The organism is Citrobacter sp. MGH110 (assembly GCF_001037515.1).
GTDB lineage: Bacteria > Pseudomonadota > Gammaproteobacteria > Enterobacterales > Enterobacteriaceae > Citrobacter > Citrobacter portucalensis.
In genome coordinates this window covers 634,846-658,405 of record NZ_KQ089831.1, presented here as the reverse complement: position 1 = coordinate 658,405, position 23,560 = coordinate 634,846, and the positions used below count along the sequence as shown (strand labels likewise).

The following is a 23,560-nucleotide window of genomic DNA, read 5'->3' as shown; positions in this document are numbered from 1 at the left end:
TAAGCCGCCTGTTCAGGCGGCTTCTTCGTCTTCCAGCCGTAGTTCGGCATCGGCCACAATCGCTTCCAGCTCTGTCAGCATTTCTTCATAGCCGAAGGTAACTGTTTCCTGTTTTTTCGGCTCAACCTGAGGCTGGCGTTTTTTTGATGATTTCTTGCTCAATAGTCGTACTCCATTGTTTTCCCTGACTATACGGGCAAATCTATCAGCAAAGCGCGCAGCGGGGTATCGGCGACTAACGTTATGTTAGTTTCGTCACGAATAAATGCCCCATCGCCACAGGTGAGCGCTTCTTTTTCGGCGCCAGACGTCACAGCATGGAATCTGCCGTGAATCGACTGTAAATAAGCACGTGGCCCATGTAACTGAAAACTCAACGATTCACCTTGCTGTAGCTCAACGTGGTGTACCCATACCTGTTGGCGCAGATGCAGGCTGCCTTGTTCACCGTCCGGCGAGGCCAGCAACTGATGCTTACCGGTTCCCAGCGTGGCTTTCTGTACACAGGCGTTTTCACGCTGTGGGCAGGCGTCCAGCCAGAGCTGCATCCGGGTTAACGGTTTGTCTTTGCTGATATTGTGTTCGCTATAGCTAATCCCGGGCTGTGTCGCGAGCAGCAAAACTTCACCTGCTTTGGCCTTGATATGGTTGCCTTCGCTGTCTCGGTACTCCGCTTCCCCTTCGAGGATCAGATTGACGATATCCACCTTCGGATAGGTCCGTGGCTGGAAAGAGGCCCCCGGTGCCAGAACTTCCTGGTTCAGAACACGCAGCGAGGCATAACCCAGCAGTTTAGGATCAAAATAGTGTCCAAAGGAGAAGGTATAACGGGCCTGCAGCCAGCCGTAGTCTGCTTGCCCGCATTGTTTGGCTGTACGGGTAGTAATCATAGTTCTTGACCTCTCTTTACTTCCTTTTATGTTAAATGGCTAGACGCTGCATTGTTAGCCAGATATTCTGCCCGGTATGTTCAAATTTCCTGAATGAGAACGAGATGGCCAAAGAAAGGGCTTTAACGCTTGAAGCGTTACGCGTCATGGACGCAATAGACAGACGCGGTAGTTTTGCTGCTGCGGCAGACGAACTGGGACGCGTTCCTTCCGCACTTAGCTATACCATGCAGAAGCTGGAGGAAGAGCTGGACGTGGTGCTGTTTGACCGTTCAGGCCACCGCACAAAATTCACTAACGTTGGGCGTATGTTGCTGGAGCGCGGGCGCGTACTGCTGGAAGCTGCGGATAAACTGACTACCGATGCCGAAGCATTGGCTCGCGGTTGGGAAACGCATCTGACTATCGTTACCGAAGCGCTGGTGCCGACGGCGGCGTTTTTCCCGCTGATCGACAGGCTTGCCGGGAAGGCCAATACCCAGCTTTCCGTTATTACCGAAGTTCTGGCCGGGGCGTGGGAGCGTCTTGAGCAGGGGCGGGCGGATATCGTGATTGCGCCGGATATGCATTTTCGCTCATCCTCAGAAATCAACTCGCGCAAGCTGTACTCGCTGATGAACGTCTATGTAGCGGCCCCGGATCATCCTATCCATCAGGAGCCGGAACCGTTATCGGAAGTCACCCGCGTTAAATACCGTGGGATCGCGGTGGCGGATACCGCCCGTGAACGTCCGGTGCTGACAGTTCAACTGCTGGATAAGCAGCCGCGTCTGACGGTGAGTACGATAGAAGATAAACGTCAGGCGCTGTTGGCAGGACTTGGCGTGGCGACGATGCCGTATCCGCTGGTGGAAGAGGATATTGCGGCTGGTCGGCTGCGGGTCGTTAGTCCGGAATCGACAAGCGAGATAGATATTATTATGGCCTGGCGTCGTGACAGCATGGGCGAGGCGAAATCCTGGTGTCTGCGGGAAATCCCCAAGCTGTTTGCGGGTAAATAGCCTGACTGTTACGCCGGATGCGGTGCGAAGCACCTTATCCGGCCTGGAAGACGGAGTATGTTGTAGGCCTGATAAGCGCAGCGCCATCAGGCATCTACATATGCTACGTCAGGATAACTGTTTGGGATCGGGCCCGAAGCGGTTGCTCCCTTGAGTCCCGTTTTGGCAGTTGAAAATGATGATCACCAGCCAGCCTACGATCGGGATCAGCAGCACCAGTAGCCACCAGGCTGAACGATCGGTGTCATGTAAACGCCGGAACTGTACCGCCCACCACGGAATAAAGACCAGAACCCCGTAAATCGTCGTTAATATGCCTTCTCCACCGGCGCGCTCCCAGCCAAACATTCTGTCCAGAATACCCAGCACGAATGTGAAGATGATGTTGACCAGCACAAACATCCAGTATTCTTTACGACGTGCGCGGCCACCAAAACCAAAGTAATTCTTTAATACGTTTAAATACCAATCCATTTTTGCCTCGTTCTGCATTCAATTACTTGTTTTTAAAGTAATCAAATTAAGAATAGCTGTGAATGAAATGATGGTAAATATTTACGGTATTAATTATTTAGCCCCCAAATGGGGGCCTGTGTAAATCAGGCGAAACGCTCGTCACGCCCATGAGGTTCGTTGAGGTCCTGCCACGGCCCAACAGAAATAATGCCGGTCGGGTTAATGGTTTTGTGGCTACGGAAGTAGTGATTGCGGATATGATCGAAATTGACGGTTTCCGCAATACCCGGCATCTGGTAGATATCACGCAGGAAACCGTACAGGTTCAGATAGTCGCTAATCCGGTGTTTGTCGCACTTGAAGTGGGTGACATACACGGGATCAAAGCGTACCAGCGTGGTCCACAGGCGAATGTCGGCCTCGGTTAGCTGGTCGCCGGTCAGGTAGCGATGTTGCCCAAGGATCTGCTCCAGTCGTGCCAGAGATTGAAAGACGTTATCCACGGCGTCGTCGTAGGCTTCCTGACTGGTGGCAAATCCGGCTTTATACACGCCGTTATTAACGTTGTCATAAATCCAGCCGTTCAGCTCGTCGATTTTGCTTTGCAGGGCAGGGGGATAGTAATCTCCGGCTTTCGCGCCCAGCGCATCAAACGCGGTGTTAAACATGCGGATGATTTCTGCAGATTCGTTGCTGACAATGGTGTGGTTCTTTTTATCCCACAGCACCGGAACGGTGACCCGACCGCTGTAGTGCGGATCGGCGTGTAAATAGAGCTGATAAAGAAATTCGTGTTGATACAGGGTATCGCCGGTTGCCGCCGGGAAGTTATCGTCAAAGGTCCAGCCGTTTTCCAGCATCAGCGGATGCACAACAGAAACGGAAATAAACGGTTCCAGCCCTTTGAGTTTGCGCAAAATCAGCGTGCGATGCGCCCACGGACAGGCCAGAGAAACGTACAGATGATAGCGGTCTTTTTCGGCAGCAAAGCCACCTTCACCGGTCGGGCCAGGCGCGCCATCCGCGGTGAGCCAGTTACGGAAAGCCGATGCAGAACGTTGAAATTTTCCACCGGTTGATTTGGTATCGTACCAGGTGTCATGCCAGACGCCGTCAATCAGTTGTCCCATGATTTTCGCCTCCTCAGATAGCAAAAGCGAGGAGATATCTCCTCGCTTTTTGATGTGTTCAGTATAGTTTGATTACCACTTTTTATTCAGCACGCGGTCAATACTAAATGCGCCTGGACCGGTGATAGCCAGCAGCAGGAAACCGCCTGCGATGGTCAGGTTTTTCATGAACATCAGAGAGTTCACACCTTCCGCAAAGTTGCTGTGGAAGAGGAACGCCGTCAGCAATGTGAAGCCTGCGGTGAACAGCGCGGTTGTACGGGTCAGGAAACCGAACAGAATTGCCAGACCGCCGCCAAACTCAAGCAGAATCACCAGCGGCAGCATAAATCCTGGGACGCCCATGGCTTCCATGTACTGTTGGGTACCCGCATATCCGGTGATTTTTCCCCAACCTGCGGTAATAAACAGGATTGGCATCAGAACGCGCGCTACCAGTACACCAACATCTTCTAATTTCTTCATCATACTCTCCAGGAAACCACTCAGGCGGCTTATTGTGTTTTTTTGTGCATCGACGCTGCAGAGCGCGTCGTTGCTGTCGATGGAGAGAATCATAAACGTGCTTAATGAGAATTGTTAGCAAGGAAAACTGTCAGTATTTTTCAAAAATTTTGAGGTTGGGGGTAAGGAAAGGATTAGCCGCGCAGTTGCTGCTGTCTGATGGTTGATTTCACCAGACGCCAGATGCTCCAGACGCTAAAGCCGCGCTTAGCCCAGCGTACCAGCAGATTCGGGTTGCGGATGGTGCGAACCGCCATAATACTGCTCCCGACCAACACCCAGCCACGCAGGTTCAGTAGCGTCTTCCAGCCACGATCGTAGACCTCGGTGGCTTCCAGCCAGTCGCGGCGAGTCGCAGACAGATCCAGCCGTTGCTGCTGGATCTGTCCAAGCAGTTGCGCCTTACGCTTTTGACGTTCGACTTTGCTGCTCATTATGCATCATCCTCCAGGGCTTGCCTGTCATTAGCGAGTTCCTGGCGTGTATGGCGTAGCAGCGTTGTTTTGCGTGCTTTACGCAGCGTCCATATCCCGCCAATCAGCGCTAACAGCAACAGCACAACGGTGGTGGCAATCATGGCGTTCAGGCGGTATTGAGGGTCAATGGCCCAGATGATAAGCACCATCAGGCTCATCAGGCCAAACGCCGCGAACAGCATAGTCAGCCCAAGCATCAGCAGGATCTGGATGAGATTGGCTTTTTCCTCTTCCAGCTCAACGACGGCCAGCCGCAGCCGTGTTTCTACGATCTCAACGAGAATCGTCAGGATCCGCTGTCCAATACCCAGTACGCCTTTGCCTGGACCTTGTGCGTGTTGAGAATCAGCCATTGTTAACGGCGCGACAGCAGTACACCAAGCACCACACCGACTGCAGCGCCAATGCCGACGCCTGTCCATGGGTTTTCGCGCACGTAGTTATCGGCTTTAGCCGCGGCTTCACGGGTCTGTTTGGCAATTACATCGCTGGTTTCACTCAGACGATGGCGGCTCTCGCGCAGCGCATGTTCGGCTTTGCTGCGAATTTTACTCATCTCTTCCTTCGACTTATCGCCAGAGGAGCTAAGTACTTCTTCAAGCGTATCCGCAAGAGATTTCAGCTCAGCGCGCAGGTTTTCCGTAGCATTATCTTTCGACATAGTTTTCTCCAGTTGAGTGGCTAGTTACCGTACTTAGTAATCGCGGGTCTCGAGTTCTTTTAGCTCTTGCTGGGCTTCAGCAAGCTTGTGTTCACGCTTTGCTACCTTATCCGCATCGCCTTTTTGCTTAGCTTCGGCTAAGTCACGTTGACGCTCGGCAATCTCATTTTTCTGCTCGGCGATCTTTTTCTGATGGTTAGCGCGCAGTTTGCTGTCAGTACAGTTTGCTCTGACTTCGCTCAGCGCTTTGTTCAGCCCATTGATACGGCTCTGATTGTTGTGTTTTTCGGCATAGCTAATCTCCCGCTGAATGTCTTGTTCTTTTTCCTGACAGAGGGTGGTGGCGTAGCTGCCGGCACTGAGAGCGAAAAGGCTAATTGCCAAAGCGATGCGGTATTTCATTCTTGAACCTTCCATTGTGATTCGACCTCGTCGTTTAGGGTCGATGCTCCAGAATAATAAAGCGTTGGGTCATAAACCCAGTTTATTAATCATAGGCGCTAAACGGTGAAATCACCAAAGTGAGTGATCTAATTCAGATTCCTGGAAATTAACCAAAACGGTGTGGGGTCTCACGTAAGCGGGATAACCACTGAACCGCCTGATTATTATCATCCTGCTGAGCGATAACGAAACCGTGCGGTAACGTTCGATCCAGTACGACCTTTGCCGCTGCGCTCTGCGCACTGGAATCAAAGGTAATCAGCAGGGCGTCATTTTGCGGAGTGATGCTTTTAAAACGAATGCCGTTGGCATCCAGGTGATGCCAGATAGAGAAGCCATCAGGCATGCTGGCTCCCTGGTTTACGGCGCGAATGGCAAGCGTTGACTCCTGCTGGCGAATGACCGACCAGGTCAGGAGCAACGCGCCGATGAACAACATAAAAGTGGTGGACCAGGCAAGTCGTCGGAGCGTTATGCATGATTTCAGCATAATTTACCCTCGGTTCCCGTATTTCTTTTTCCAAAGAACAACCAGTGAACCTGCCAGACCAAACACCAGTAACACCACAGGAAGCAGCATCAGGCAAGACATCAGCTGATCTTCATATTTGAGAAACACCGGTGTTTTGCCCAGCAGATAGCCCAGCGATGTGAGAATAAGGACCCAAAGCAGTCCGCTCATCCAGTTGAAGAACTGAAAGCGCGCATTGTTCAGGCCGGACAATCCTGCGATGGTCGGCAGTAATGTTCTGACAAACGCGATAAAGCGGCCGACCAGCAGCGCAGACAAGCCATGCTTATGGAACAGATGATGCGCACGCTGATGATAATGTGCCGGAAGATGAGATAACCAGTTTTGCACGGTGCGGGTATTACCCAACCATCGACCTTGTATATAGCTGAGCCAGCAACCAAGGCTGGCTGCGGTGGTGAGCAGCAGTACCGTTTGCGGAAAACCCATTGCGCCTTTGGCAATAAGTACGCCGACCAGTACCAGCAAACTGTCGCCAGGTAAAAAGGCTGCTGGCAGCAGTCCGTTTTCCAGAAACAAAATGGTAAAGAGTACAAAATAGAGCATGCCAATCATGGAAGGATTGGCCAGCGTTTCAAAATCCTGAGCCCATAAAGCATTTAGTAATTGAGTCAGTAGTTCCATTCAATATTCCTGGAGAATCGGTTGTCGTCATGCCGGTTTTCTGGGTTTTGTAACACCACGATTTTATTAATATTTTTTACATGACTCGCGGTTTGATACAAATTCACGGCCTGAACTATTCCCTGTAAAGTTGTGAAGTTAGCAAGCTCTTAAACACAAAAAATTCAAACAGCATCTAATTGTAACAAAGGTCAACGTAGTCCGTTATAGAAATTACGGTTGTTGAACTGTGATTTTGCTTATCGCAATGGAGGGAGGCGAGAGGATTTACACAGGCTGACATTTTATACCTAATGCTTACCAAGTGTCAGAAACAGGCGCGTGGTCGCGCCTGCATTGATAAGATTGTTTATTTTGCGCTGTTAGCCGCTGTATCGAGATGAACGACCGGATTTTCGGTAAATAGATAACGGTCCGCATTGAACTCAAAATCATCGCTGGTTTCGTTAAACAGCATCTGCTTCGTGTTCTCAAGATGCTGCCACATCGCCAGTTTGGCGGCATGAGGATCTTTGCGAATCAGCGCCCGAAGGATCTGGTCATGGTCATCACACCAGTTATCAACCGTGCGCAGGTCGATGTGGTCGTGCAGTTTCTTCCAGTAGGGGTTATGAATGCGCTGAGTCCACATTTTTTCAACAATCGCGGCCAGAGCCGAGTTCTGCGTTGCCAGGGCGACCTGCACATGGAACTGGAGATCCCACTCGGAGTCACGAAAGCTTTTTTCGTTTCGTGATTTCTCCTGAATCTCCATCAGCTTCATGATGTCCTGTTTGGTCACCTGGGTGGCAGCAAACTCGGCAATGTTACTCTCAATGAGCTGACGCGCCTGGAGCAGTTCGAAAGGACCGTAGCTGGCGAATTCCAGGTTTTCATCTGGCGCAACATAATGTCTGGGTTGGTTGGAAATGACGTGGATCCCCGATCCTTTGCGTACCTCAACGTAACCCTCTACCTCGAGCATGATAATTGCTTCACGAACCACGGTACGGCTGACATTTTTTTCATCGGCGATAAAGCGCTCGGCAGGGAGTTTGTCACCCACCAGATAGACGCCTTGCTCAATGCGTTCTTTCAGATCAGCTGCAAGTTGTTGGTACAAACGTCGTGGTTCGGTGATTTCCATATGCGCTCCAGGCATGATACGGCAGACTATATTTGTTATACCACTTTTGCGATTACTGCTCCACTCGCGGCGATAAAAAAGCCGCCAGATGACTGGCGGCTTCGCATTATATACCCTTGATGAAAAACAGCGGGTTAATTTTGCGGAGCGGGATCGCCAGTCTGTGATCCCGAGTCGACCTCGCTGGCCGATTTGTTTTGCAAGACCGTCCAGATAACGAGTGCGCCGAGCAGGTCGAAGACCGCCAGTACGGCGAACAGCGGGCTAAAGCCGATAGTGTCAGCCAGTGCGCCAACAACCAGTGCAAACAGCGTACTTGCAAGCCAGGCGGACATACCGGTCAGGCCGTTTGCCGTTGCCACTTCATTACGACCAAATACGTCAGAAGAAAGCGTAATCAGCGCACCGGACAGCGCCTGGTGAGCAAAGCCGCCAACGCACAGCAGGGCGATAGCAATGTACGGGCTGGTGAACAGACCAATCATCCCTGGGCCAATCATCAGCAATGCGCCCATGGTGACGACCATTTTACGTGAAACGATCAGGTTAACGCCGAACCAGCGCTGGAACAGCGGCGGTAAGTAGCCCCCAACGATACAGCCCAGGTCAGCAAACAGCATCGGCATCCAGGCAAACATCGCAATCTCTTTCAGGTTAAAGCCGTAGACTTTAAACATGAACAGCGGGATCCAGGCGTTGAAGGTACCCCAGGCCGGCTCTGCCAGGAAACGCGGCAGTGCGATGCCCCAGAACTGGCGGTTACGCAGGATCTGACCGAGCGACATTTTTTTCGAGGTGTTGTTTTTATGCTGTGATTCCTGACCATTCAGAATGTAATCACGTTCTTCATCAGACAGCTTTTTCTGGTCGCGCGGGTGTTTGTAGAACACAAGCCAGCACATCGCCCAGATGAAGCTCAGCGCACCGGAAATAATGAATGCCATCTGCCAGCTGTGCATGACGATTGCCCAGACGACCAGCGGCGGAGCAATCATCGCACCGATAGAAGAGCCGACGTTAAAGTACCCAACGGCAATTGAACGTTCTTTTGCCGGGAACCACTCAGAACTGGCTTTCAAACCCGCAGGGATCATTGCGGCTTCAGCGGCACCTACCGCGCCACGCGCCAGCGCCAGTCCACCCCAACTGCCAGCCAGTGCGGTCGCGCCACAGAAGACGGCCCACAGAACGGCGAACATCGCGTAACCAACTTTTGTGCCGAGCACATCGAGCACGTAGCCGGCAACGGGTTGCATTACGGTGTAAGCAGCAGAATACGCTGCGATGATATAGGAATACTGTTGAGTGGAGATGTGTAACTCTTCCATCAGAGTTGGCGCAGCTGCCGCCACAGTGTTACGTGTCAGGTAACCCAGCACGGTGCCAAGCGTCACCAGTGCAATCATGTACCAACGTAACCCTTTAATTTTACGCATGTAAAACCTCATCGTTTTGTTATGTCCGCGAACGAGCGGTCATCTTCCAGTTCAGGGCGGAGGATGTTCTTTTACGAGGGGGGACCGAAAAAAAGCCGGTACTCCCCGAACTTTGCCATGTCAATAATTGTGCTAATTCGGTTTCCGTACCGGTCAATCCGATGGTTATACATCGGTAATTTGCATTCCGTCGGCTTATGTATCGCGACGGCCAAAAGATAACTTGTCATACAGCTTTAAAAGGTGAGTGCCATCACAAAAGTGTGAATCTTCGTGTGGTCATTATTTCGATTCAGCAAAGCCAGCGCTGGCGCGGCTTGACGCGTGATTTACCTCTTTGAGAGTAATTTTTTTGTCACCATTTGTTGATCTAACTCACGAAAATATCTTCAGTGTATGGAAATTGGTGTGATAACTTTGTCAACATCAAAACATAAGCAATCTGACGCACTCGTTGAGAGGAAGACGATAATGACCCCGTTTATGACTGAAGATTTCCTGCTGGACACCGAATTTGCCCGCCGTCTGTACCATGATTACGCCAAAGACCAGCCGATCTTCGATTACCACTGCCATTTACCACCGCAACAAATCGCTGAAAACTACCGTTTTAATAACCTGTATGACATCTGGCTGAAGGGTGATCACTACAAATGGCGTGCGATGCGTACCAACGGCGTCGCTGAGCGCCTGTGTACCGGCGATGCGTCCGATCGCGAGAAGTTTGACGCATGGGCCGCCACGGTTCCGCACACTATCGGTAACCCGCTGTACCACTGGACCCACCTCGAATTACGTCGCCCGTTTGGTATTACAGGTAAGCTGCTTTCTCCTGCGACTGCTGATGAAATCTGGAACCAGTGCAACGAGCTGCTGGCGCAGGATCAATTCTCCGCGCGCGGCATCATGCAGCAGATGAATGTGAAAATGGTCGGCACTACCGATGACCCGATCGACTCTCTGGAGCACCATGCGGCCGTTGCTAAAGACGGAAGCTTTGATGTGAAAGTGCTGCCGAGCTGGCGTCCGGATAAAGCCTTTAATATTGAGCTGGCGACCTTTAATGACTACATGGCGAAGCTCGGTGAAGTGTCTGACACGGATATCCGCCGCTTCAGCGATCTGCAAGCTGCACTGACCAAACGTCTGGATCACTTCGCGGCTCACGGCTGTAAAGTTTCTGACCACGCGCTGGACGTGGTGCTGTTTGCCGAATCTAACGAATCTGAACTGGATAGCATTCTGGCGCGTCGCCTGGCGGGTGAAACCCTGAGCGAGCATGAAGTTGCCCAGTTTAAAACTGCCGTGCTGGTGTTCCTTGGTGCGGAATATGCTCGTCGCGAATGGGTACAGCAGTACCACATCGGCGCGCTGCGTAATAACAACCTGCGCCAGTTCAAACTGTTGGGCGCGGATGTTGGCTTCGACTCCATCAATGACCGTCCGATGGCTGAAGAACTGTCCAAACTGCTGAGCAAGCAGAACGAACAGAACCTGCTGCCGAAAACCATTCTCTACTGCCTGAACCCGCGTGATAACGAAGTGCTGGGCACCATGATCGGCAACTTCCAGGGCGAAGGTATGCCGGGCAAGATGCAGTTCGGTTCCGGCTGGTGGTTCAACGATCAGAAAGACGGGATGGAACGTCAGATGACGCAGCTGGCCCAGCTCGGCCTGCTGAGCCGTTTCGTCGGCATGCTGACCGATAGCCGTAGCTTCCTGTCATACACGCGCCATGAATACTTCCGTCGGATTCTGTGCCAGATGATTGGCCGTTGGGTTGCTGCAGGTGAAGCACCGGCAGATATCCAGTTGCTGGGTGAAATGGTCAGAAATATTTGCTTTAACAATGCGCGTGATTACTTCGCCATTGAACTGAACTAAGGTCCAGGTGAAGGTATGCAATACATCAAGATCCATGCGCTGGATAACGTCGCGGTAGCGCTCGCTGATTTGGCTGAAGGAACCGAAGTCACCGTTGATGGGCAGGCGGTAACCCTGCGTCAGGCGGTCTCTCGTGGCCATAAATTCGCTTTACGCGATATTGCGAAAGGCGAAAACGTCATTAAATACGGTTTGCCAATTGGCCATACGCTGGTGGACGTTGCGGCGGGTGAGCATATTCATGCTCACAACACGCGCACCAATCTGAGCGACCTGGACACGTATAGCTACCACCCTGATTTTCAGGCGGAAGTTGCACAACCGGCGGATCGCGATGTGCAGATCTACCGTCGTGCCAACGGCGATGTTGGCGTGCGCAACGAACTGTGGATCCTACCGACGGTTGGCTGTGTTAACGCCATGGCGCGCCAGATGCAGAACCGTTTTCTGAAAGAGACTAACGATGCCGAAGGAATCGACGGCGTACATCTCTTCAGCCACACCTACGGCTGTTCACAGCTCGGCGACGACCACATTAACACCCGCACCATGCTGCAAAACATGGTGCGTCACCCGAATGCGGGTGCGGTGCTGGTGGTTGGCCTTGGTTGTGAAAACAACCAGGTTGATGCCTTCCGCGAAACCTTAGGCGAGTACGATCCTGAGCGCGTTCACTTCATGGTCTGCCAACATCAGGAAGACGAAGTGGAAGCGGGGATTGAACATCTTCACCAGTTGTACAACGTGATGCGTAACGATAAGCGTGAGCCAGGTAAACTGGGTGAGCTGAAGTTTGGTCTGGAATGCGGCGGCTCTGACGGCCTGTCCGGTATTACCGCCAACCCGATGCTGGGTCGTTTTTCTGACTACGTGATTGCCAACGGCGGCACCACCGTACTGACCGAAGTACCGGAAATGTTCGGCGCCGAGCAACTGCTGATGGACCACTGCCGCGATGAAGAAACCTTTGGCAAGCTGGTCACCATGGTCAATGACTTCAAGCAGTACTTCATTGCTCACGACCAGCCGATCTACGAGAACCCATCGCCGGGCAACAAAGCGGGCGGTATCACCACGCTGGAAGATAAATCTCTCGGCTGCACGCAAAAAGCAGGCTCCAGCCAGGTGGTGGACGTACTGCGCTACGGCGAACGTCTGAAGACGCATGGTCTGAACCTGCTGAGCGCACCGGGTAACGATGCGGTGGCGACCAGCGCCCTGGCGGGCGCGGGCTGTCATATGGTGCTGTTCAGTACCGGTCGAGGTACACCTTACGGTGGTTTTGTGCCGACGGTGAAAATTGCCACCAACAGCGAGCTGGCGGCGAAGAAAAAGCACTGGATCGATTTTGACGCTGGACAGTTGATCCATGGTAAAGCGATGCCGCAGTTACTGGAAGAATTTGTCGATACCATCGTCGATTTCGCCAACGGCAAGCAAACCTGCAACGAGCGGAATGATTTTAGAGAGTTAGCGATATTTAAAAGCGGCGTAACGTTGTAGTAAATACCTGATGGTACCTGCATGCAGGTCTGCGCAAACCGTAGGCCTGATAAGCGCAGCGCCATCAGGCACAAACCGTTGCCGGATGGCGGCGAACTCGCCTTATCCGGCCTACGAGATAGAATTGGGGTTGCTTGCATGACCGCGTATTGGCTGGCCCAGGGCGTAGGTGTCATCGCCTTTCTGATCGGCATTACCACCTTTTTCAATCGCGATGAGCGCCGGTTCCGGCTGCAACTCGCCGTCTATAGCGCCACCATTGGCGTGCATTTTTTCCTGATGGGCGCCTGGCCTGCAGGCATGAGCGCAGAACTCAACACCATCCGCACACTTGTCTCAATGCATACCCGCAAACTGTGGGTAATGACCCTTTTTATTGTCCTCACCCTGGTTCTCGGGCTGGCGAAATTACAGCATGCGATGGAGCTGTTGCCGATAATTGGCACGCTGGCCAGCACCTGGGCGCTGTTTCGCTGCAAAGGGTTAACCGTGCGCTGCGTCATGTGGTGCGCAACTGCCTGTTGGGTTATCCATAATTTCTGGCTGGGATCGATTGGTGGGACGATGATCGAAGGGAGTTTTCTGGTGATGAACGGCCTGAACATTATTCGCTTCCGGCGGATGCAAAAACGCGGAATTGATCCGTTCAAAATTGAAAAAAGCGTACAAGAAGAGAACCCCTCCGCCTGATGACGGAGGGGCTTAGAGATTATCCGCGCAGGGCGTTATTTGCCAGACGTTCGTCTTCAGCCTGGCAGGCCGCAGCGGTAAACAGGACGTCTGTAGAAGAGTTCAGCGCCGTTTCACAGGAATCCTGCAATACGCCGATGATAAAGCCAACGGCAACAACCTGCATGGCGATGTCATTCGGGATACCGAACATATTACATGCCAGCGGGATCAGTAGCAGAGAACCGCCCGCCACGCCCGATGCACCGCAGGCACACAGTGAAGCCACCACGCTCAGTAACAGCGCCGTCGGTAAATCAACCGGAACACCCAGCGTATTCACCGCCGCCAGCGTCAGTACGGTAATGGTGATCGCCGCGCCCGCCATATTGATGGTGGCGCCCAGCGGGATAGACACCGAATAGGTATCACGATCCAGATTCAGCTTCTCACACAGTGCCATGTTCACCGGAATATTTGCCGCCGAACTGCGGGTAAAGAAGGCATACACGCCACTTTCACGCAGACAGGCCAGCACCAGCGGGTACGGGTTACGGCGAATTTTCCAGAAGACCAGCAGTGGGTTGACCACAAACGCCACCAGCAGCATACAGCCTACCAGTACGGTCAGCAGTTGGGCGTAGCCCCAAAGCGTTGCGAAACCGGTGGTTGCCAGCGTGGAGGAGACCAGGCCGAAGATACCGATCGGTGCGAAACGAATGACCAACTTCACCATAAAGGTGACGGCGTTGGACATATCATTGACCAGATTTTTGGTCGTTTCATTGCCGTGGCGCAGTGCAAAGCCCAGACCTACGGCCCATACCAGAATACCAATATAGTTGGCGTTCAGCAGAGCATCAATTGGGTTAGAAACCATGCTCATCAGCAGGCTACGCATCACTTCAACAATCCCGGATGGCGGTACGATATCCCCCGCGCTGCTGGAAAGATGCAGTGTTGATGGGAAAGCAAAGCTGAAGACAACGGCGGTTAATGCTGCTGAAAATGTTCCGAGCAGGTAGAGGAACAGAATGGGGCGGATATTGGTTTTTTGCCCGTGCTGGTGGTTGGCGATAGAAGCCATCACCAGCATCAGAACCAGAATTGGCGCGACGGCTTTTAATGCGCCGACGAACAGCGTACCCAGCAAACCAACGGCTTCAGCCGCAGGTTTTGACACCAGTGCCAGTAAAATCCCCAGTACCAAACCGATCAAAATTTGTTTAACCAGGCTCCCTTGCGCCAAACGCGAGAGTAGCCCCGATGAACGTTGCGTAGTCATGTAGTAATCCTTTCATTGTGTTGTTGCCTTACCTTTGTGCGTTCTGTTGACGCATCTTTCAGGATCGGGCAAATGTTTGCATGGCTGAGTATAAGGAAAGAACGCGGTTCGGGAAGCGAAATATCCTGGATTCCGCGTTGAGATCATATTTTATAACTTTAACTTAACATTATTTTGACATGATAAACAAAAAGCCCGACGCACGCAGTGTGCTGTCGGGCTTTTCAGCTAGCAGATGAAACTTACTGTATTTGCTGCTTTTTATCGTGCTGGTGGTTGACCCACGCGTTAACAACCAGCGTCACAAACAGAATGCCAAATACCACGCCTAACGAGATAGCGATCGGGATATGGTAAAAATCGACGATCAGCATCTTAATACCGATAAACACCAGAATGACCGACAAGCCGTACTTCAGCATGGAGAAACGCTCCGCCACGCCCGCCAGCAGGAAGTACATCGCACGCAGACCCAAAATAGCAAACAGGTTCGAGGTCAGCACGATGAACGGGTCGGTGGTCACGGCAAAGATAGCCGGAATACTGTCGACGGCAAAAATCACATCGCTCAGCTCAACCAGAATCAACACCAGCATCAGCGGCGTAACAAACAGCAGGCCGTTTTTACGCACGAAGAATTTTTCATCTTCGATGGTATCGGTCATGCGCAAATGACCGCGTAGCCAGCGTACTAACGGTCTGTCGCCAATACCGGAGGCATCTTCTTTCGCCAGCGCCATCTTCACGCCGGTAAACAACAGGAACGCGCCGAACACGTATAACAGCCACTCAAACTGGGTGATAAGCCAGCTGCCCGCGAAGATCATGATCGTACGCAGCACAATCGCACCCAGCACGCCATACACCAGTACCCGACGCTGCAACGCAGGCGGTACGGAGAAGTAGCTGAACAGCATCAACCAGACAAAGACGTTATCTACCGCCAGTGATTTTTCGATCAAATAGCCGGTAAGGAACGCCAGCGCCTGTGGGTCGGCAACGGCGCGCCCCTGGGTTTCCGCCAGGTACCACCAGAAGGCGGCGTTAAACAGTAACGAGAGCGTTACCCAGACGATAGACCAGGCTGCAGCCTGCTTCATTGACATCGTATGCGCGCCACGACGCCCCTGCAACAGCAGGTCGATGGCCAGCATAATTACTACTACGACAGCGAAGCCACCCCATAACAACGGTGTGCCGACAGTATTCATTGTATTTCCCCATGCATAAAAAAAACGGCCAACGCCGAATGACGTTAGCCGCTGCTTTTTATGCATAGACCTTGCCATTCGGCAAGGTCTCACTTACAACAACAAAGGAATACGGTGGCGTATTCCTTTGTTATCGCCCGGTGACCGGATGTGGTTTTTCACACATCGTAATGACGATCAACCGACAACGAAGTTACTCCCCTTTGCGGGTTACAAAATATTACAGGCCATGCTTTCAGTCAATGGCCTGCAACATTCGTTTTACACACCTTTACGCAGTCAGCGATGTTTCCGCTTCGTCTGCCGGGAAAACCACGCCGGTCTGGCGGCGAATCTCCGTTTGCAGTTTGGCGGTAATACGGCTGACGGCCAGTGCCGGGTGATCCACTTCGCCGGATTCAACCAAATGGGCAAAAGCCTCTGCCTCATACAGCATAGTATTGATGTGCTGAGGCGTCGTCAGATCCTGCGTTTTTCCCCCACGTGGCACGAAGCACACCTTTTGGCATTCGGAGATATGCTCGATGACCAGCGATCCCGACTCGCCCTGAATTTCACTGGCTAATACCGAGTCGCTTACTTTTGAGTGCTGGAGCGTAACGCTGAAATCACCGTAATTCAGCACCACCACGCCGTGGGCATCCACGCCACTTTCCAGCAGGCTGGCGCTGGCCTGAACGCTCAGCGGTTCGCCCCACAGCGCAACCGCTGAGGCCAGGCAGTAAAAACCGATATCCATAATCGAGCCATTGGAGAATGCCGGATTAAACGTGTTCGGATTTTCACCGTCCAGATAGCGCTGGTAACGCGAGGAGTACTGGCAGTAATTGATAAACGCTTTCCTGATTTTTCCTACTCTGGGTAGTGATTGCTGTAACTGCAGGAAATTAGGCAGGTAGGCGGTTTTAAACGCTTCAAACAGCACGACCTGATTCTCACGCGCGCAGGCGATAGCGGCTTCGGCTTGCGCCAGATTGGAGGCCAGCGGCTTTTCGCAAATAACATGCTTTTTGTGCCGCAAAAACAGCTCGGTCTGCGGGAAATGCAAAGAGTTTGGACTGGCTATGTAGACGGCGTCGATCGCCTCGCTTTGCGCCATCGCTTCCAGCGAGGTAAACAGATGTTCGACAGGGTAATCGTTGGCGAAGGTCTGCGCCTGCTCAAGGCTACGAGAATAGACTGCGGTTAACTTATATTTGCCGGTTTCATGGGCGGCATCGACAAACTGGCGGGTGATCCAGTTTGTGCCAATTACTGCGAAACGTATCATAAAGGCCTTCAGGCTGCGAAAAGGGATTCTTTCGTCAATTTAGCATGCCCTGAAGACAAAGCCAGTGCGCGACTACGCAGTTTGCTTTAACGATTGTTGCGTTAACCACAGGCGGGTATCGAACTCCAGTTGATGATACTGAGGCTCCATATGACAGCAAAGCTGGTAAAACGCTTTGTCGTGCTCTTTTTCTTTCAGATGCGCCAGTTCATGAACGACGATCATACGCAAAAAGGGTTCTGGGGCGCTGCGAAACACGGTGGCGACGCGGATCTCCGCTTTGGCTTTGAGCTTACCGCCCTGCACGCGAGAGACGGCGGTATGCAGTCCCAACGCATTCTTCAGAACGTGGATCTTGCTGTCATACATGACTTTATTCAGCGGCGGGGCGTTACGCAGAAACTGATTTTTCAGATCCTGGGTATATTGCCAGAGCGCTTTGTCGGTCGCGAAGTCATGCGTACCCGGATAGCGCTTCTCCAGCACTGCGCCCAGGCGTTGCTCAGCAATCAGCGTTCTCACTTGAGAAAGCAAATGTTCCGGGTAGCCCTGGAGGTAAGTTAGTTGGTTCATTCATGTCCACGCAAATCATAAAAGTGTATACTCACGCACCCTTTTCAGGGATACGCCGAAATTTTACCATTCAGGAGGGCCGATGAGCCACATAGACAACGGTTTCCGTTCGCTGTCACTTAAACGTTTCCCGGAAACGGATGACGTTAACCCGCTGCTGGCGTGGGAAGCTGCAGATGAATATCTGCTGCAACAGCTGGACGATACCGAGATTAGCGGCCCGGTGCTGATCCTGAATGATACCTTCGGCGCGCTGGGCTGTGCGCTGGCGGAACATACGCCGTACAGCATCGGCGATTCCTATCTTAGCGAGCTTGCCACGCGCGAGAACCTGCGTCACAACGATATTGCCGAGTCGAGCGTCAAGTTCCTCGACAGTACCGCTGACTATCCGCAGGCGCCGGGTGTGGTGCTGATTAAGCTGCCAAAAACCATGGCGCTGCTGGAGCAGCAACTGCGTGCGCTGCGCGAAGTGGTAACACCAGAAACGCGCATCATCGCCGGGGCAAAAGCGCGTGATGTACATACCTCGACGCTGGAACTGTTTGAAAAAGTGCTGGGTCCAACCACCACTACGCTGGCGTGGAAAAAAGCCCGATTGATCAACTGTACGTTCAGCAAACCGGAGCTGGCCGCTGCCTCGCAAACGCTAAGCTGGAAGCTGGAAGGCACCGACTGGACTATCCATAACCACGCCAACGTCTTCTCCCGTACCGGGCTGGATATCGGCGCGCGCTTTTTTATCGAGCATCTGCCGGAAAACCTTGAAGGGGAGATTGTTGATCTCGGTTGCGGCAACGGCGTCATCGGTATGACGCTGCTGGCGAAAAACCCAGAAGCCAGTGTGGTATTTGTTGATGAATCGCCAATGGCGGTGGCTTCAAGCCGCCTGAACGTGGAAAGTAACATGCCTGAAGCGCTGGATCGCTGTGAGTTTATGATTAACAACGCGCTGTCTGGCGTTGAACCGTTCCGCTTTAACGCTGTGCTGTGCAACCCACCGTTCCACCAGAAGCACGCGCTGACGGATAACATTGCCTGGGAAATGTTCCACCACGCCCGTCGCTGCCTGAAAATCAACGGTGAGCTGTATATTGTGGCTAACCGTCACCTCGACTACTTCCACAAGCTGAAGAAGATTTTCGGCAACTGCGTAACCATCGCCACCAATAATAAATTCGTGGTGCTGAAAGCGGTCAAAACCGGTCGCCGTCGGTAATAGCGGGTGCCGGATGCGGCTAACGCCTTATCCGGCCTACGAAATACATCCTGTTAAATTTCCAGTGCCAGCCTGGTGCCTTGCGCAATAGCGCGTCGGGCATCCAGTTCCATCGCCACATCGCAGCCGCCGATCAGATGCACCGTTTTACCTGCCGCGTGCAGCGGATCGACCAGCTCACGGCGCGGCTCTTGTCCGGCACAAATCACCACGTTATCCACGTTAAAGATCACCTGTTCACCGTTCAACACAACGTGTAACCCATCATCATCAATCTTCTGATAGCTGACTGCCGGGATCATTTTCACGCCGCGTGAGAGCAGGGTGGCGCGATGGATCCAGCCCGTCGTTTTACCTAAACCTTGCCCCGGTTTGCTGGCTTTTCGCTGTAACATCACTATCTGGCGCGGGCTGCGGGATAAGTGCGGGCCTTCCGGGCGTAAGCCGCCAGGCTGTTGCAGGCTGGTGTCGATCCCCCATTCCACGCAGAACTCCGCAATGTTCTGGCTGGTGGGTTCACCGGGTTGACTCAGATACATTGCGGTATCGAAACCAATCCCGCCGCAGCCCACGATCGCCACGCGTTTGCCCACCGGTGTTTTATCGCGCAGCACGTCGAGATAGCTCAGCACTTTCGGATGATCGATCCCCTCGATCGGCGGCATGCGTGGCTCGATCCCGCTGGCAAGGATCACTTCGTCGAAAGTGTGCAGATCGTGTGCGCTGACAAAGTGATTCAGCTTCAGGGTCACGCCAGTCACGTCGATCATTCGGCGGTAGTAGCGCAGGGTTTCATAAAATTCTTCTTTGCCGGGGATCTGTTTGGCGATATTAAACTGCCCGCCAATCTCGCCATGCGCGTCAAACAGCGTCACGTGATGCCCGCGCGCTGCGGCATTAATGGCGAAGGCGAGGCCCGCAGGCCCCGCACCGACAACCGCCAGATTTTTCGGCACAGCTGCCGCAACGATCGGCATTTTGGTTTCATGGCAGGCGCGCGGATTGACCAGGCAAGAGGTGACTTTGCCGACGAAGATCTGATCCAGACAGGCCTGGTTACAGCCGATACAGGTGTTGATCTCATCCGCTCGTCCGGTTTGCGCTTTTGACAGCAGCTCGGCATCGGCGAGGAACGGACGGGCCATCGACACCATATCGGCATCGCCTTGGGCCAGAATGTCATCGGCGACCTGGGGATCGTTAATGCGGTTGGTGGTGACCAGTGGGATTGTCACATGCCCTTTCAGCTTACGCGTCACCCAACTAAACGCACCGCGCGGTACCGGGGTAGCGATAGTGGGAATACGTGCCTCATGCCAGCCAATACCGGTGTTAATAATGGTGGCCCCCGCGGCTTCTATAGCCTGCGCCAGCTGAACGGTTTCGTCGAAGGTTCCGCCGTTTTCCACCAGATCGAGCATCGACAGGCGGAAGATAATAATAAAGTCATTCCCGGCACGCTGACGTACCGCTCGTACCACCTCAACGGCAAACCGCATGCGGTTGGCATACTCACCGCCCCATTGGTCATCGCGCTGGTTGGTACGCAGTGTCAGGAATTCGTTGATGAGATACCCTTCCGACCCCATCACTTCCACGCCATCATAGCCCGCTTCCCGCGCCAGCTGTGCGCAGTGGGCAAAATCTTCAATCAACTGCAGCACTTCATCGTGTGTTAATTCATGTGGCGTAAAGCGGTTAATGGGTGCCTGAATAGCAGAAGGCGCCACCAGATGCGGCTGGTAGCTGTAACGTCCGGTGTGCAGGATCTGCAGGGCGATTTTGCCGCCTTCGTCATGCACGGCATCGGTAATCACGCGATGGTGAGCAAGCTGGCTGGTGTCGTTCAGCATCGCACCGCCTTCCATTCCCACGCCGGAAAGCGCAGGGGCAATGCCTCCACTCACAATTAACGCTACGCCGTGACGGGCGCGCTCGGCGTAGAACGCGGCCAGCCGTTCTGCACCATCAGGATACTCTTCCAGCCCGGTATGCATTGAACCCATCAGCACGCGGTTTTTAAGCGTGGTGAAGCCTAAATCGAGCGGGGCGAACAGCGACGGATAGCTCATAAAGGTGTCCAGTATGTAAAATTATTGTTATGTGGTCGGATGAGTTAATAATTTAGCCGTCGCCGCGTAAAAGGGAAAAGGGGAATGCCGTGATTGTGATGGGATTCAAAAAAGGAGTGGAGCCAGAGGACGAATATGCCGGATATCGGTGCAAGCACCTAATCCGGCCTGTGGAAATGTATCTTTGTAGGCCGGATAAGCGAAGCGCCATCCGGCGTTATGTCACAGATTACTGTTTTTTAAGAAAATCGTTATACAGCATATAGAGATGCGCCGCGCTCCAGGAGAAATTCGGTGCGCCCTGCTGTGCGCCGGTCAGCGGGTTATAGTTTTCCTGAATCGGACCGTCAGCGGTGAGGCCTTTGGCGTGGCTGAAGAAGGTATCCGCCAGTTTTAACGCGTCATCGCGATAGCCGTAACGCTCCATCCCTTTTAGCCCGAACCAGAACTGATCCACCCAGACGCGCCCGCGCCAGTAGATATCCGCACCAAAAGCCGGGTTGGTCAGCGCCGCTGTGCCAAGTGGGACAAAGGTGTTGAACTCTTTGGGGTCGAGCATCACCTTAACCACTGCGTCCGCATGGGGCTGCGTTGCTGCGCCGTTAAACAGCGGCGACCAGCCTTCCGGCCCTTTGCCACGTTCGACGATCGGTTTACCCGCGCAGCCGTTTGCCAGCGGTTGGTCCTCAATACGAACGTCATAAAAGAATTTTGTTGCCGGATCGAACATGCAGGTGTTGATGTAATCTGCGAGGTTTTGCGCCAGTTGGCGATAGCGCTGCGCCTCTTGGTGTTTGCCGAGCAGGGTCGCCATCTGCGCCAGATAATGGTTGTCGCTGTACATGTAGCTGGCCTGATCGACTGACTCCTGCAACAGCGAGTAACCCAGCAAATTACCGTCTTTACTGCGGTTTTCGGCAAATTTCACCACCCAGTCGCTGCGTTTTCCACCGCCCGCGACGTATTTATCCAGTTGATCTTTATCGATAAAACCGAATACAGCCGCATCGTCACGACCGGACTCCCACGAGGCGGCAACCTGTGCTGGGATCTCCAGGCTGTCATACTGACCCTTATCGATCACGGTGGCGTAGTTGTTAAGCCCGGAGAGCGTTTCTTCCTTGTCGCCTTTTTTCACCGTAAACAACATTTCGCCGCGGTCAGTATTGTGGGCTTTATCGCGGGTAGCGCCGTATTCCGGCACGCCGTTGCCGTTATGATCGCGGTTACGCAGCCACCAGTCGTGATACGCAACCAGCTTTGGATACATCTCTTCGAGCCAGGCCTTGTCTTTGGTGACGTTGTAGACCTCCATCACCGACCAGGCCGCCAGGCTGGGCTTGGTGTTGCGCTCGTTCCAGTTACCGCCGTCGCCGCCGCGTTCTGGGCTGAGATTCCAGGCAATCAGGTCGGGAATGAATCCGGCATCCTGCGGGCGAACCGGATCACCGGGTTTAACCTGCCATGAAAAGACGGCGCGAATATTCTCTTTGGCGATCTCCGGGTTAAAGTGCGCCATAGCGAAGGCCTGCTTCCAGGTGTCCCACGGCCAGGTTTGGTTGCCGGAGAACCAGCGGCCGGTGACCGATGGCGTCACGGTATTGTGTTTTACCGCACCGCCTGGCGAGCGCCAGTTGCCGTTTAGCGTTTCAATAGCTTTTACCGCGACCCGGGTTTGTTCCGTTGTGGCATCCGGGTTGGTTAAGCCTTTTTGCAGATAATCTGCCCAGCGCTTTTGTGATGCAGCAAGATACCAGGCCGGGCGCGCCAGAATATCGCGGATCTGCGGCTGCTCTTTCGCTACATCCTCGGCGGTAAGCAGATGAGACCAGGTGGTGTAAATGGTTGTCGAACCACTGATATGGGCCTTCCCCGTAAAGCGATGACCGTTAACCGTGGTTTTCATAGCGACAGATTTATGCACCTGATACTCCGACTCACCGGAGGTGAGCAGATCCCAGGTTGAGCGCACTTTGCCGAAGGTGACTTTCAGACCGTCGTGCGTGGCGGTGATTTTGCGCTGATAGCCAGGGAATTCGCTATCAATGGTTTTATCCGACAGCACTTTTCCCTCTTTGGCTTCCAGTTTCTCCAGCAGCTCGCCGTCCCACACCAGATCCAGCGGCGTGTTGCTGGTGATTTTGGTTTCCAGCAGCGAGGTGCGCGGGCTGGCAAAACGCAGCGTCATCTCTATTTGCACATGCTTAGATGACAGCTTTTGCACCAGCGCGCCGGGAATGCTGTAGGCCTCAAGCGCGAAATCGACCTTTTTACCGTGCTGGTACGCCGTCAGACGGTCAAAATTATTGGCCATAAAATTGATGTATTCTTCGGTCAGCAACGCCACGCCTGGAAAACCACCCATCGTTGCAGGGCCGTCCGGGAGCAAATGACCGTGCCAGGCACCGAGATCGAAAAATGGATTAAAGCGCTGGTGGTCGTCGTGATCGTAGTCATGCATGTAGCCCGGCGCACCGGTGCGATTAATGATGTTTTTAAAGTCGTTAGCACTGGCGGCATGTGCGGAGAAGTTCATCAGCAGGATACAGGCCAGCGGCGTAAGAATAGGTTTCATGTTCATGGTATTCCGGTCC

The 23,560-nt window shown here is 53.1% G+C and carries 24 protein-coding genes; 5 read left to right on the top strand and 19 right to left on the bottom strand.

Annotation, left to right across the window (positions count from 1 at the left end):
- Positions 1 to 12 precede the first annotated feature (12 nt).
- Positions 13 to 162 (bottom strand): hypothetical protein, encoded by a 150-nt coding sequence (locus SK38_RS25045; protein WP_003828578.1) that lies wholly within the window; start codon positions 160 to 162, stop codon positions 13 to 15.
- Positions 163 to 188: 26 nt separating this feature from the next.
- Positions 189 to 890, bottom strand: a complete 702-nt coding sequence (locus tag SK38_RS19165) for a pirin family protein (protein WP_003024860.1) — start codon at positions 888 to 890, stop codon at positions 189 to 191.
- Positions 891 to 994: 104 nt separating this feature from the next.
- On the opposite strand from SK38_RS19165, the gene yhaJ reads away from it, so the two are divergent.
- Positions 995 to 1,891 (top strand): DNA-binding transcriptional regulator YhaJ, encoded by an 897-nt coding sequence (yhaJ, locus tag SK38_RS19160; protein ID WP_003024855.1) that lies wholly within the window; start codon positions 995 to 997, stop codon positions 1,889 to 1,891.
- Positions 1,892 to 1,999: 108 nt separating this feature from the next.
- Here the strand turns inward: yhaJ and SK38_RS19155 are convergent, their stop codons facing one another.
- The 11 genes from SK38_RS19155 to SK38_RS19105 all read right to left on the bottom strand — a co-directional run bounded on the left by SK38_RS19155 (position 2,000) and on the right by SK38_RS19105 (position 9,280).
- Positions 2,000 to 2,365, bottom strand: coding sequence for a DUF805 domain-containing protein (locus tag SK38_RS19155; RefSeq protein ID WP_008785879.1), 366 nt, complete (start codon positions 2,363 to 2,365; stop codon positions 2,000 to 2,002).
- A gap of 125 nt (positions 2,366 to 2,490) precedes the next feature.
- Positions 2,491 to 3,477 carry a glutathionyl-hydroquinone reductase YqjG gene (yqjG, locus tag SK38_RS19150; protein WP_008785878.1) on the bottom strand — a complete coding sequence of 329 codons (987 nt, stop codon included), beginning with the start codon at positions 3,475 to 3,477 and terminating at the stop codon, positions 2,491 to 2,493.
- Between the two features lie 72 nt (positions 3,478 to 3,549).
- On the bottom strand, positions 3,550 to 3,942 hold the full coding sequence (locus SK38_RS19145; protein ID WP_048236819.1) for a DoxX family protein: 393 nt from the start codon (positions 3,940 to 3,942) through the stop codon (positions 3,550 to 3,552).
- Between the two features lie 173 nt (positions 3,943 to 4,115).
- Complete coding sequence (locus SK38_RS19140; RefSeq protein ID WP_003828569.1) at positions 4,116 to 4,415, bottom strand: YqjK-like family protein; 300 nt, start codon at positions 4,413 to 4,415, stop codon at positions 4,116 to 4,118.
- Positions 4,415 to 4,810 carry a phage holin family protein gene (locus tag SK38_RS19135; protein WP_003828567.1) on the bottom strand — a complete coding sequence of 132 codons (396 nt, stop codon included), beginning with the start codon at positions 4,808 to 4,810 and terminating at the stop codon, positions 4,415 to 4,417. Before SK38_RS19135 ends, SK38_RS19140 begins: the two co-directional genes overlap by 1 nt.
- A 2-nt stretch (positions 4,811 to 4,812) precedes the next feature.
- Positions 4,813 to 5,118, bottom strand: a complete 306-nt coding sequence (locus SK38_RS19130) for an ElaB/YgaM/YqjD family protein (RefSeq protein WP_003024832.1) — start codon at positions 5,116 to 5,118, stop codon at positions 4,813 to 4,815.
- Positions 5,119 to 5,151: 33 nt separating this feature from the next.
- Entirely contained in the window at positions 5,152 to 5,520 is a 369-nt protein-coding gene (locus SK38_RS19125) for a DUF1090 domain-containing protein (protein WP_032941739.1), read from the bottom strand.
- A 148-nt stretch (positions 5,521 to 5,668) separates the two neighbouring features.
- Complete coding sequence (gene mzrA, locus SK38_RS19120; protein ID WP_162623447.1) at positions 5,669 to 6,037, bottom strand: EnvZ/OmpR regulon moderator MzrA; 369 nt, start codon at positions 6,035 to 6,037, stop codon at positions 5,669 to 5,671.
- An 18-nt stretch (positions 6,038 to 6,055) separates the two neighbouring features.
- Complete coding sequence (gene yqjA, locus SK38_RS19115; RefSeq protein ID WP_003828561.1) at positions 6,056 to 6,718, bottom strand: DedA family general envelope maintenance protein YqjA; 663 nt, start codon at positions 6,716 to 6,718, stop codon at positions 6,056 to 6,058.
- 349 nt (positions 6,719 to 7,067) lie between these two features.
- Positions 7,068 to 7,844 (bottom strand): transcriptional regulator ExuR, encoded by a 777-nt coding sequence (gene exuR, locus SK38_RS19110; RefSeq protein WP_003828559.1) that lies wholly within the window; start codon positions 7,842 to 7,844, stop codon positions 7,068 to 7,070.
- Between the two features lie 134 nt (positions 7,845 to 7,978).
- Positions 7,979 to 9,280 (bottom strand): MFS transporter, encoded by a 1,302-nt coding sequence (locus SK38_RS19105; RefSeq protein WP_048215487.1) that lies wholly within the window; start codon positions 9,278 to 9,280, stop codon positions 7,979 to 7,981.
- Positions 9,281 to 9,751: 471 nt separating this feature from the next.
- Here SK38_RS19105 and uxaC point away from each other — a divergent pair, with 471 nt between their 5' ends.
- The 3 genes from uxaC (at position 9,752) to SK38_RS19090 (ending at position 13,357) form a co-directional block, all read left to right on the top strand.
- Positions 9,752 to 11,164 (top strand): glucuronate isomerase, encoded by a 1,413-nt coding sequence (gene uxaC, locus SK38_RS19100; RefSeq protein WP_048236818.1) that lies wholly within the window; start codon positions 9,752 to 9,754, stop codon positions 11,162 to 11,164.
- A 15-nt stretch (positions 11,165 to 11,179) separates the two neighbouring features.
- Positions 11,180 to 12,667, top strand: a complete 1,488-nt coding sequence (locus SK38_RS19095) for a UxaA family hydrolase (protein WP_008785871.1) — start codon at positions 11,180 to 11,182, stop codon at positions 12,665 to 12,667.
- Between the two features lie 138 nt (positions 12,668 to 12,805).
- Positions 12,806 to 13,357, top strand: coding sequence for a YgjV family protein (locus tag SK38_RS19090; RefSeq protein WP_048236817.1), 552 nt, complete (start codon positions 12,806 to 12,808; stop codon positions 13,355 to 13,357).
- 19 nt (positions 13,358 to 13,376) lie between these two features.
- Here SK38_RS19090 and sstT read toward each other — a convergent pair whose 3' ends face one another.
- The 4 genes from sstT to SK38_RS19070 form a co-directional block, all read right to left on the bottom strand.
- Positions 13,377 to 14,621: a serine/threonine transporter SstT gene (gene sstT / locus SK38_RS19085; RefSeq protein WP_048215489.1), complete on the bottom strand. Its 1,245-nt coding sequence runs from the start codon at positions 14,619 to 14,621 to the stop codon at positions 13,377 to 13,379.
- A gap of 242 nt (positions 14,622 to 14,863) precedes the next feature.
- Entirely contained in the window at positions 14,864 to 15,832 is a 969-nt protein-coding gene (locus SK38_RS19080) for a TerC family protein (RefSeq protein ID WP_048216385.1), read from the bottom strand.
- Positions 15,833 to 16,103: 271 nt separating this feature from the next.
- A complete protein-coding gene (locus SK38_RS19075; protein ID WP_048225663.1) occupies positions 16,104 to 17,102 on the bottom strand; it encodes a Gfo/Idh/MocA family protein in 999 nt (332 codons plus the stop codon).
- A 72-nt stretch (positions 17,103 to 17,174) separates the two neighbouring features.
- The gene (locus SK38_RS19070) at positions 17,175 to 17,675 is read right to left on the bottom strand and encodes a M48 metallopeptidase family protein (RefSeq protein WP_008785867.1); all 501 of its coding nucleotides are present in this window, start codon (positions 17,673 to 17,675) and stop codon (positions 17,175 to 17,177) included.
- Between the two features lie 82 nt (positions 17,676 to 17,757).
- Between SK38_RS19070 and rlmG the strand changes: the two genes are divergently transcribed.
- Positions 17,758 to 18,894: a 23S rRNA (guanine(1835)-N(2))-methyltransferase RlmG gene (gene rlmG, locus SK38_RS19065; RefSeq protein WP_008785866.1), complete on the top strand. Its 1,137-nt coding sequence runs from the start codon at positions 17,758 to 17,760 to the stop codon at positions 18,892 to 18,894.
- Between the two features lie 53 nt (positions 18,895 to 18,947).
- On the opposite strand, the gene SK38_RS19060 is transcribed toward rlmG, so the two are convergent.
- Both SK38_RS19060 and ygjK read right to left on the bottom strand, forming a co-directional pair.
- A complete protein-coding gene (locus SK38_RS19060; RefSeq protein ID WP_048225661.1) occupies positions 18,948 to 20,966 on the bottom strand; it encodes an oxidoreductase in 2,019 nt (672 codons plus the stop codon).
- 229 nt (positions 20,967 to 21,195) lie between these two features.
- A complete protein-coding gene (gene ygjK / locus SK38_RS19055; RefSeq protein ID WP_048236815.1) occupies positions 21,196 to 23,547 on the bottom strand; it encodes an alpha-glucosidase in 2,352 nt (783 codons plus the stop codon).
- Between the last annotated feature and the right edge of the window lie 13 nt (positions 23,548 to 23,560).

What these genes read in the sequence shown, in the direction of transcription:
- SK38_RS19130 (WP_003024832.1), bottom strand. Translation starts at nt 5,118, where the DNA reads ATGTCGAAAGATAATGCTACGGAAAACCTGCGCGCTGAGCTGAAATCT.
- SK38_RS19155 (WP_008785879.1), bottom strand. Translation starts at nt 2,365, where the DNA reads ATGGATTGGTATTTAAACGTATTAAAGAATTACTTTGGTTTTGGTGGC.
- exuR (WP_003828559.1), bottom strand. Translation starts at nt 7,844, where the DNA reads ATGGAAATCACCGAACCACGACGTTTGTACCAACAACTTGCAGCTGAT.
- yhaJ (WP_003024855.1), top strand. Translation starts at nt 995, where the DNA reads ATGGCCAAAGAAAGGGCTTTAACGCTTGAAGCGTTACGCGTCATGGAC.
- SK38_RS19060 (WP_048225661.1), bottom strand. Translation starts at nt 20,966, where the DNA reads ATGAGCTATCCGTCGCTGTTCGCCCCGCTCGATTTAGGCTTCACCACG.
- ygjK (WP_048236815.1), bottom strand. Translation starts at nt 23,547, where the DNA reads ATGAACATGAAACCTATTCTTACGCCGCTGGCCTGTATCCTGCTGATG.
- SK38_RS19080 (WP_048216385.1), bottom strand. Translation starts at nt 15,832, where the DNA reads ATGAATACTGTCGGCACACCGTTGTTATGGGGTGGCTTCGCTGTCGTA.
- sstT (WP_048215489.1), bottom strand. Translation starts at nt 14,621, where the DNA reads ATGACTACGCAACGTTCATCGGGGCTACTCTCGCGTTTGGCGCAAGGG.
- SK38_RS19105 (WP_048215487.1), bottom strand. Translation starts at nt 9,280, where the DNA reads ATGCGTAAAATTAAAGGGTTACGTTGGTACATGATTGCACTGGTGACG.
- SK38_RS19135 (WP_003828567.1), bottom strand. Translation starts at nt 4,810, where the DNA reads ATGGCTGATTCTCAACACGCACAAGGTCCAGGCAAAGGCGTACTGGGT.
- SK38_RS19145 (WP_048236819.1), bottom strand. Translation starts at nt 3,942, where the DNA reads ATGAAGAAATTAGAAGATGTTGGTGTACTGGTAGCGCGCGTTCTGATG.
- SK38_RS19075 (WP_048225663.1), bottom strand. Translation starts at nt 17,102, where the DNA reads ATGATACGTTTCGCAGTAATTGGCACAAACTGGATCACCCGCCAGTTT.
- rlmG (WP_008785866.1), top strand. Translation starts at nt 17,758, where the DNA reads ATGAGCCACATAGACAACGGTTTCCGTTCGCTGTCACTTAAACGTTTC.
- yqjA (WP_003828561.1), bottom strand. Translation starts at nt 6,718, where the DNA reads ATGGAACTACTGACTCAATTACTAAATGCTTTATGGGCTCAGGATTTT.
- SK38_RS19070 (WP_008785867.1), bottom strand. Translation starts at nt 17,675, where the DNA reads ATGAACCAACTAACTTACCTCCAGGGCTACCCGGAACATTTGCTTTCT.
- uxaC (WP_048236818.1), top strand. Translation starts at nt 9,752, where the DNA reads ATGACCCCGTTTATGACTGAAGATTTCCTGCTGGACACCGAATTTGCC.
- yqjG (WP_008785878.1), bottom strand. Translation starts at nt 3,477, where the DNA reads ATGGGACAACTGATTGACGGCGTCTGGCATGACACCTGGTACGATACC.
- SK38_RS19125 (WP_032941739.1), bottom strand. Translation starts at nt 5,520, where the DNA reads ATGAAATACCGCATCGCTTTGGCAATTAGCCTTTTCGCTCTCAGTGCC.
- SK38_RS19165 (WP_003024860.1), bottom strand. Translation starts at nt 890, where the DNA reads ATGATTACTACCCGTACAGCCAAACAATGCGGGCAAGCAGACTACGGC.
- SK38_RS19095 (WP_008785871.1), top strand. Translation starts at nt 11,180, where the DNA reads ATGCAATACATCAAGATCCATGCGCTGGATAACGTCGCGGTAGCGCTC.
- SK38_RS19090 (WP_048236817.1), top strand. Translation starts at nt 12,806, where the DNA reads ATGACCGCGTATTGGCTGGCCCAGGGCGTAGGTGTCATCGCCTTTCTG.
- SK38_RS19140 (WP_003828569.1), bottom strand. Translation starts at nt 4,415, where the DNA reads ATGAGCAGCAAAGTCGAACGTCAAAAGCGTAAGGCGCAACTGCTTGGA.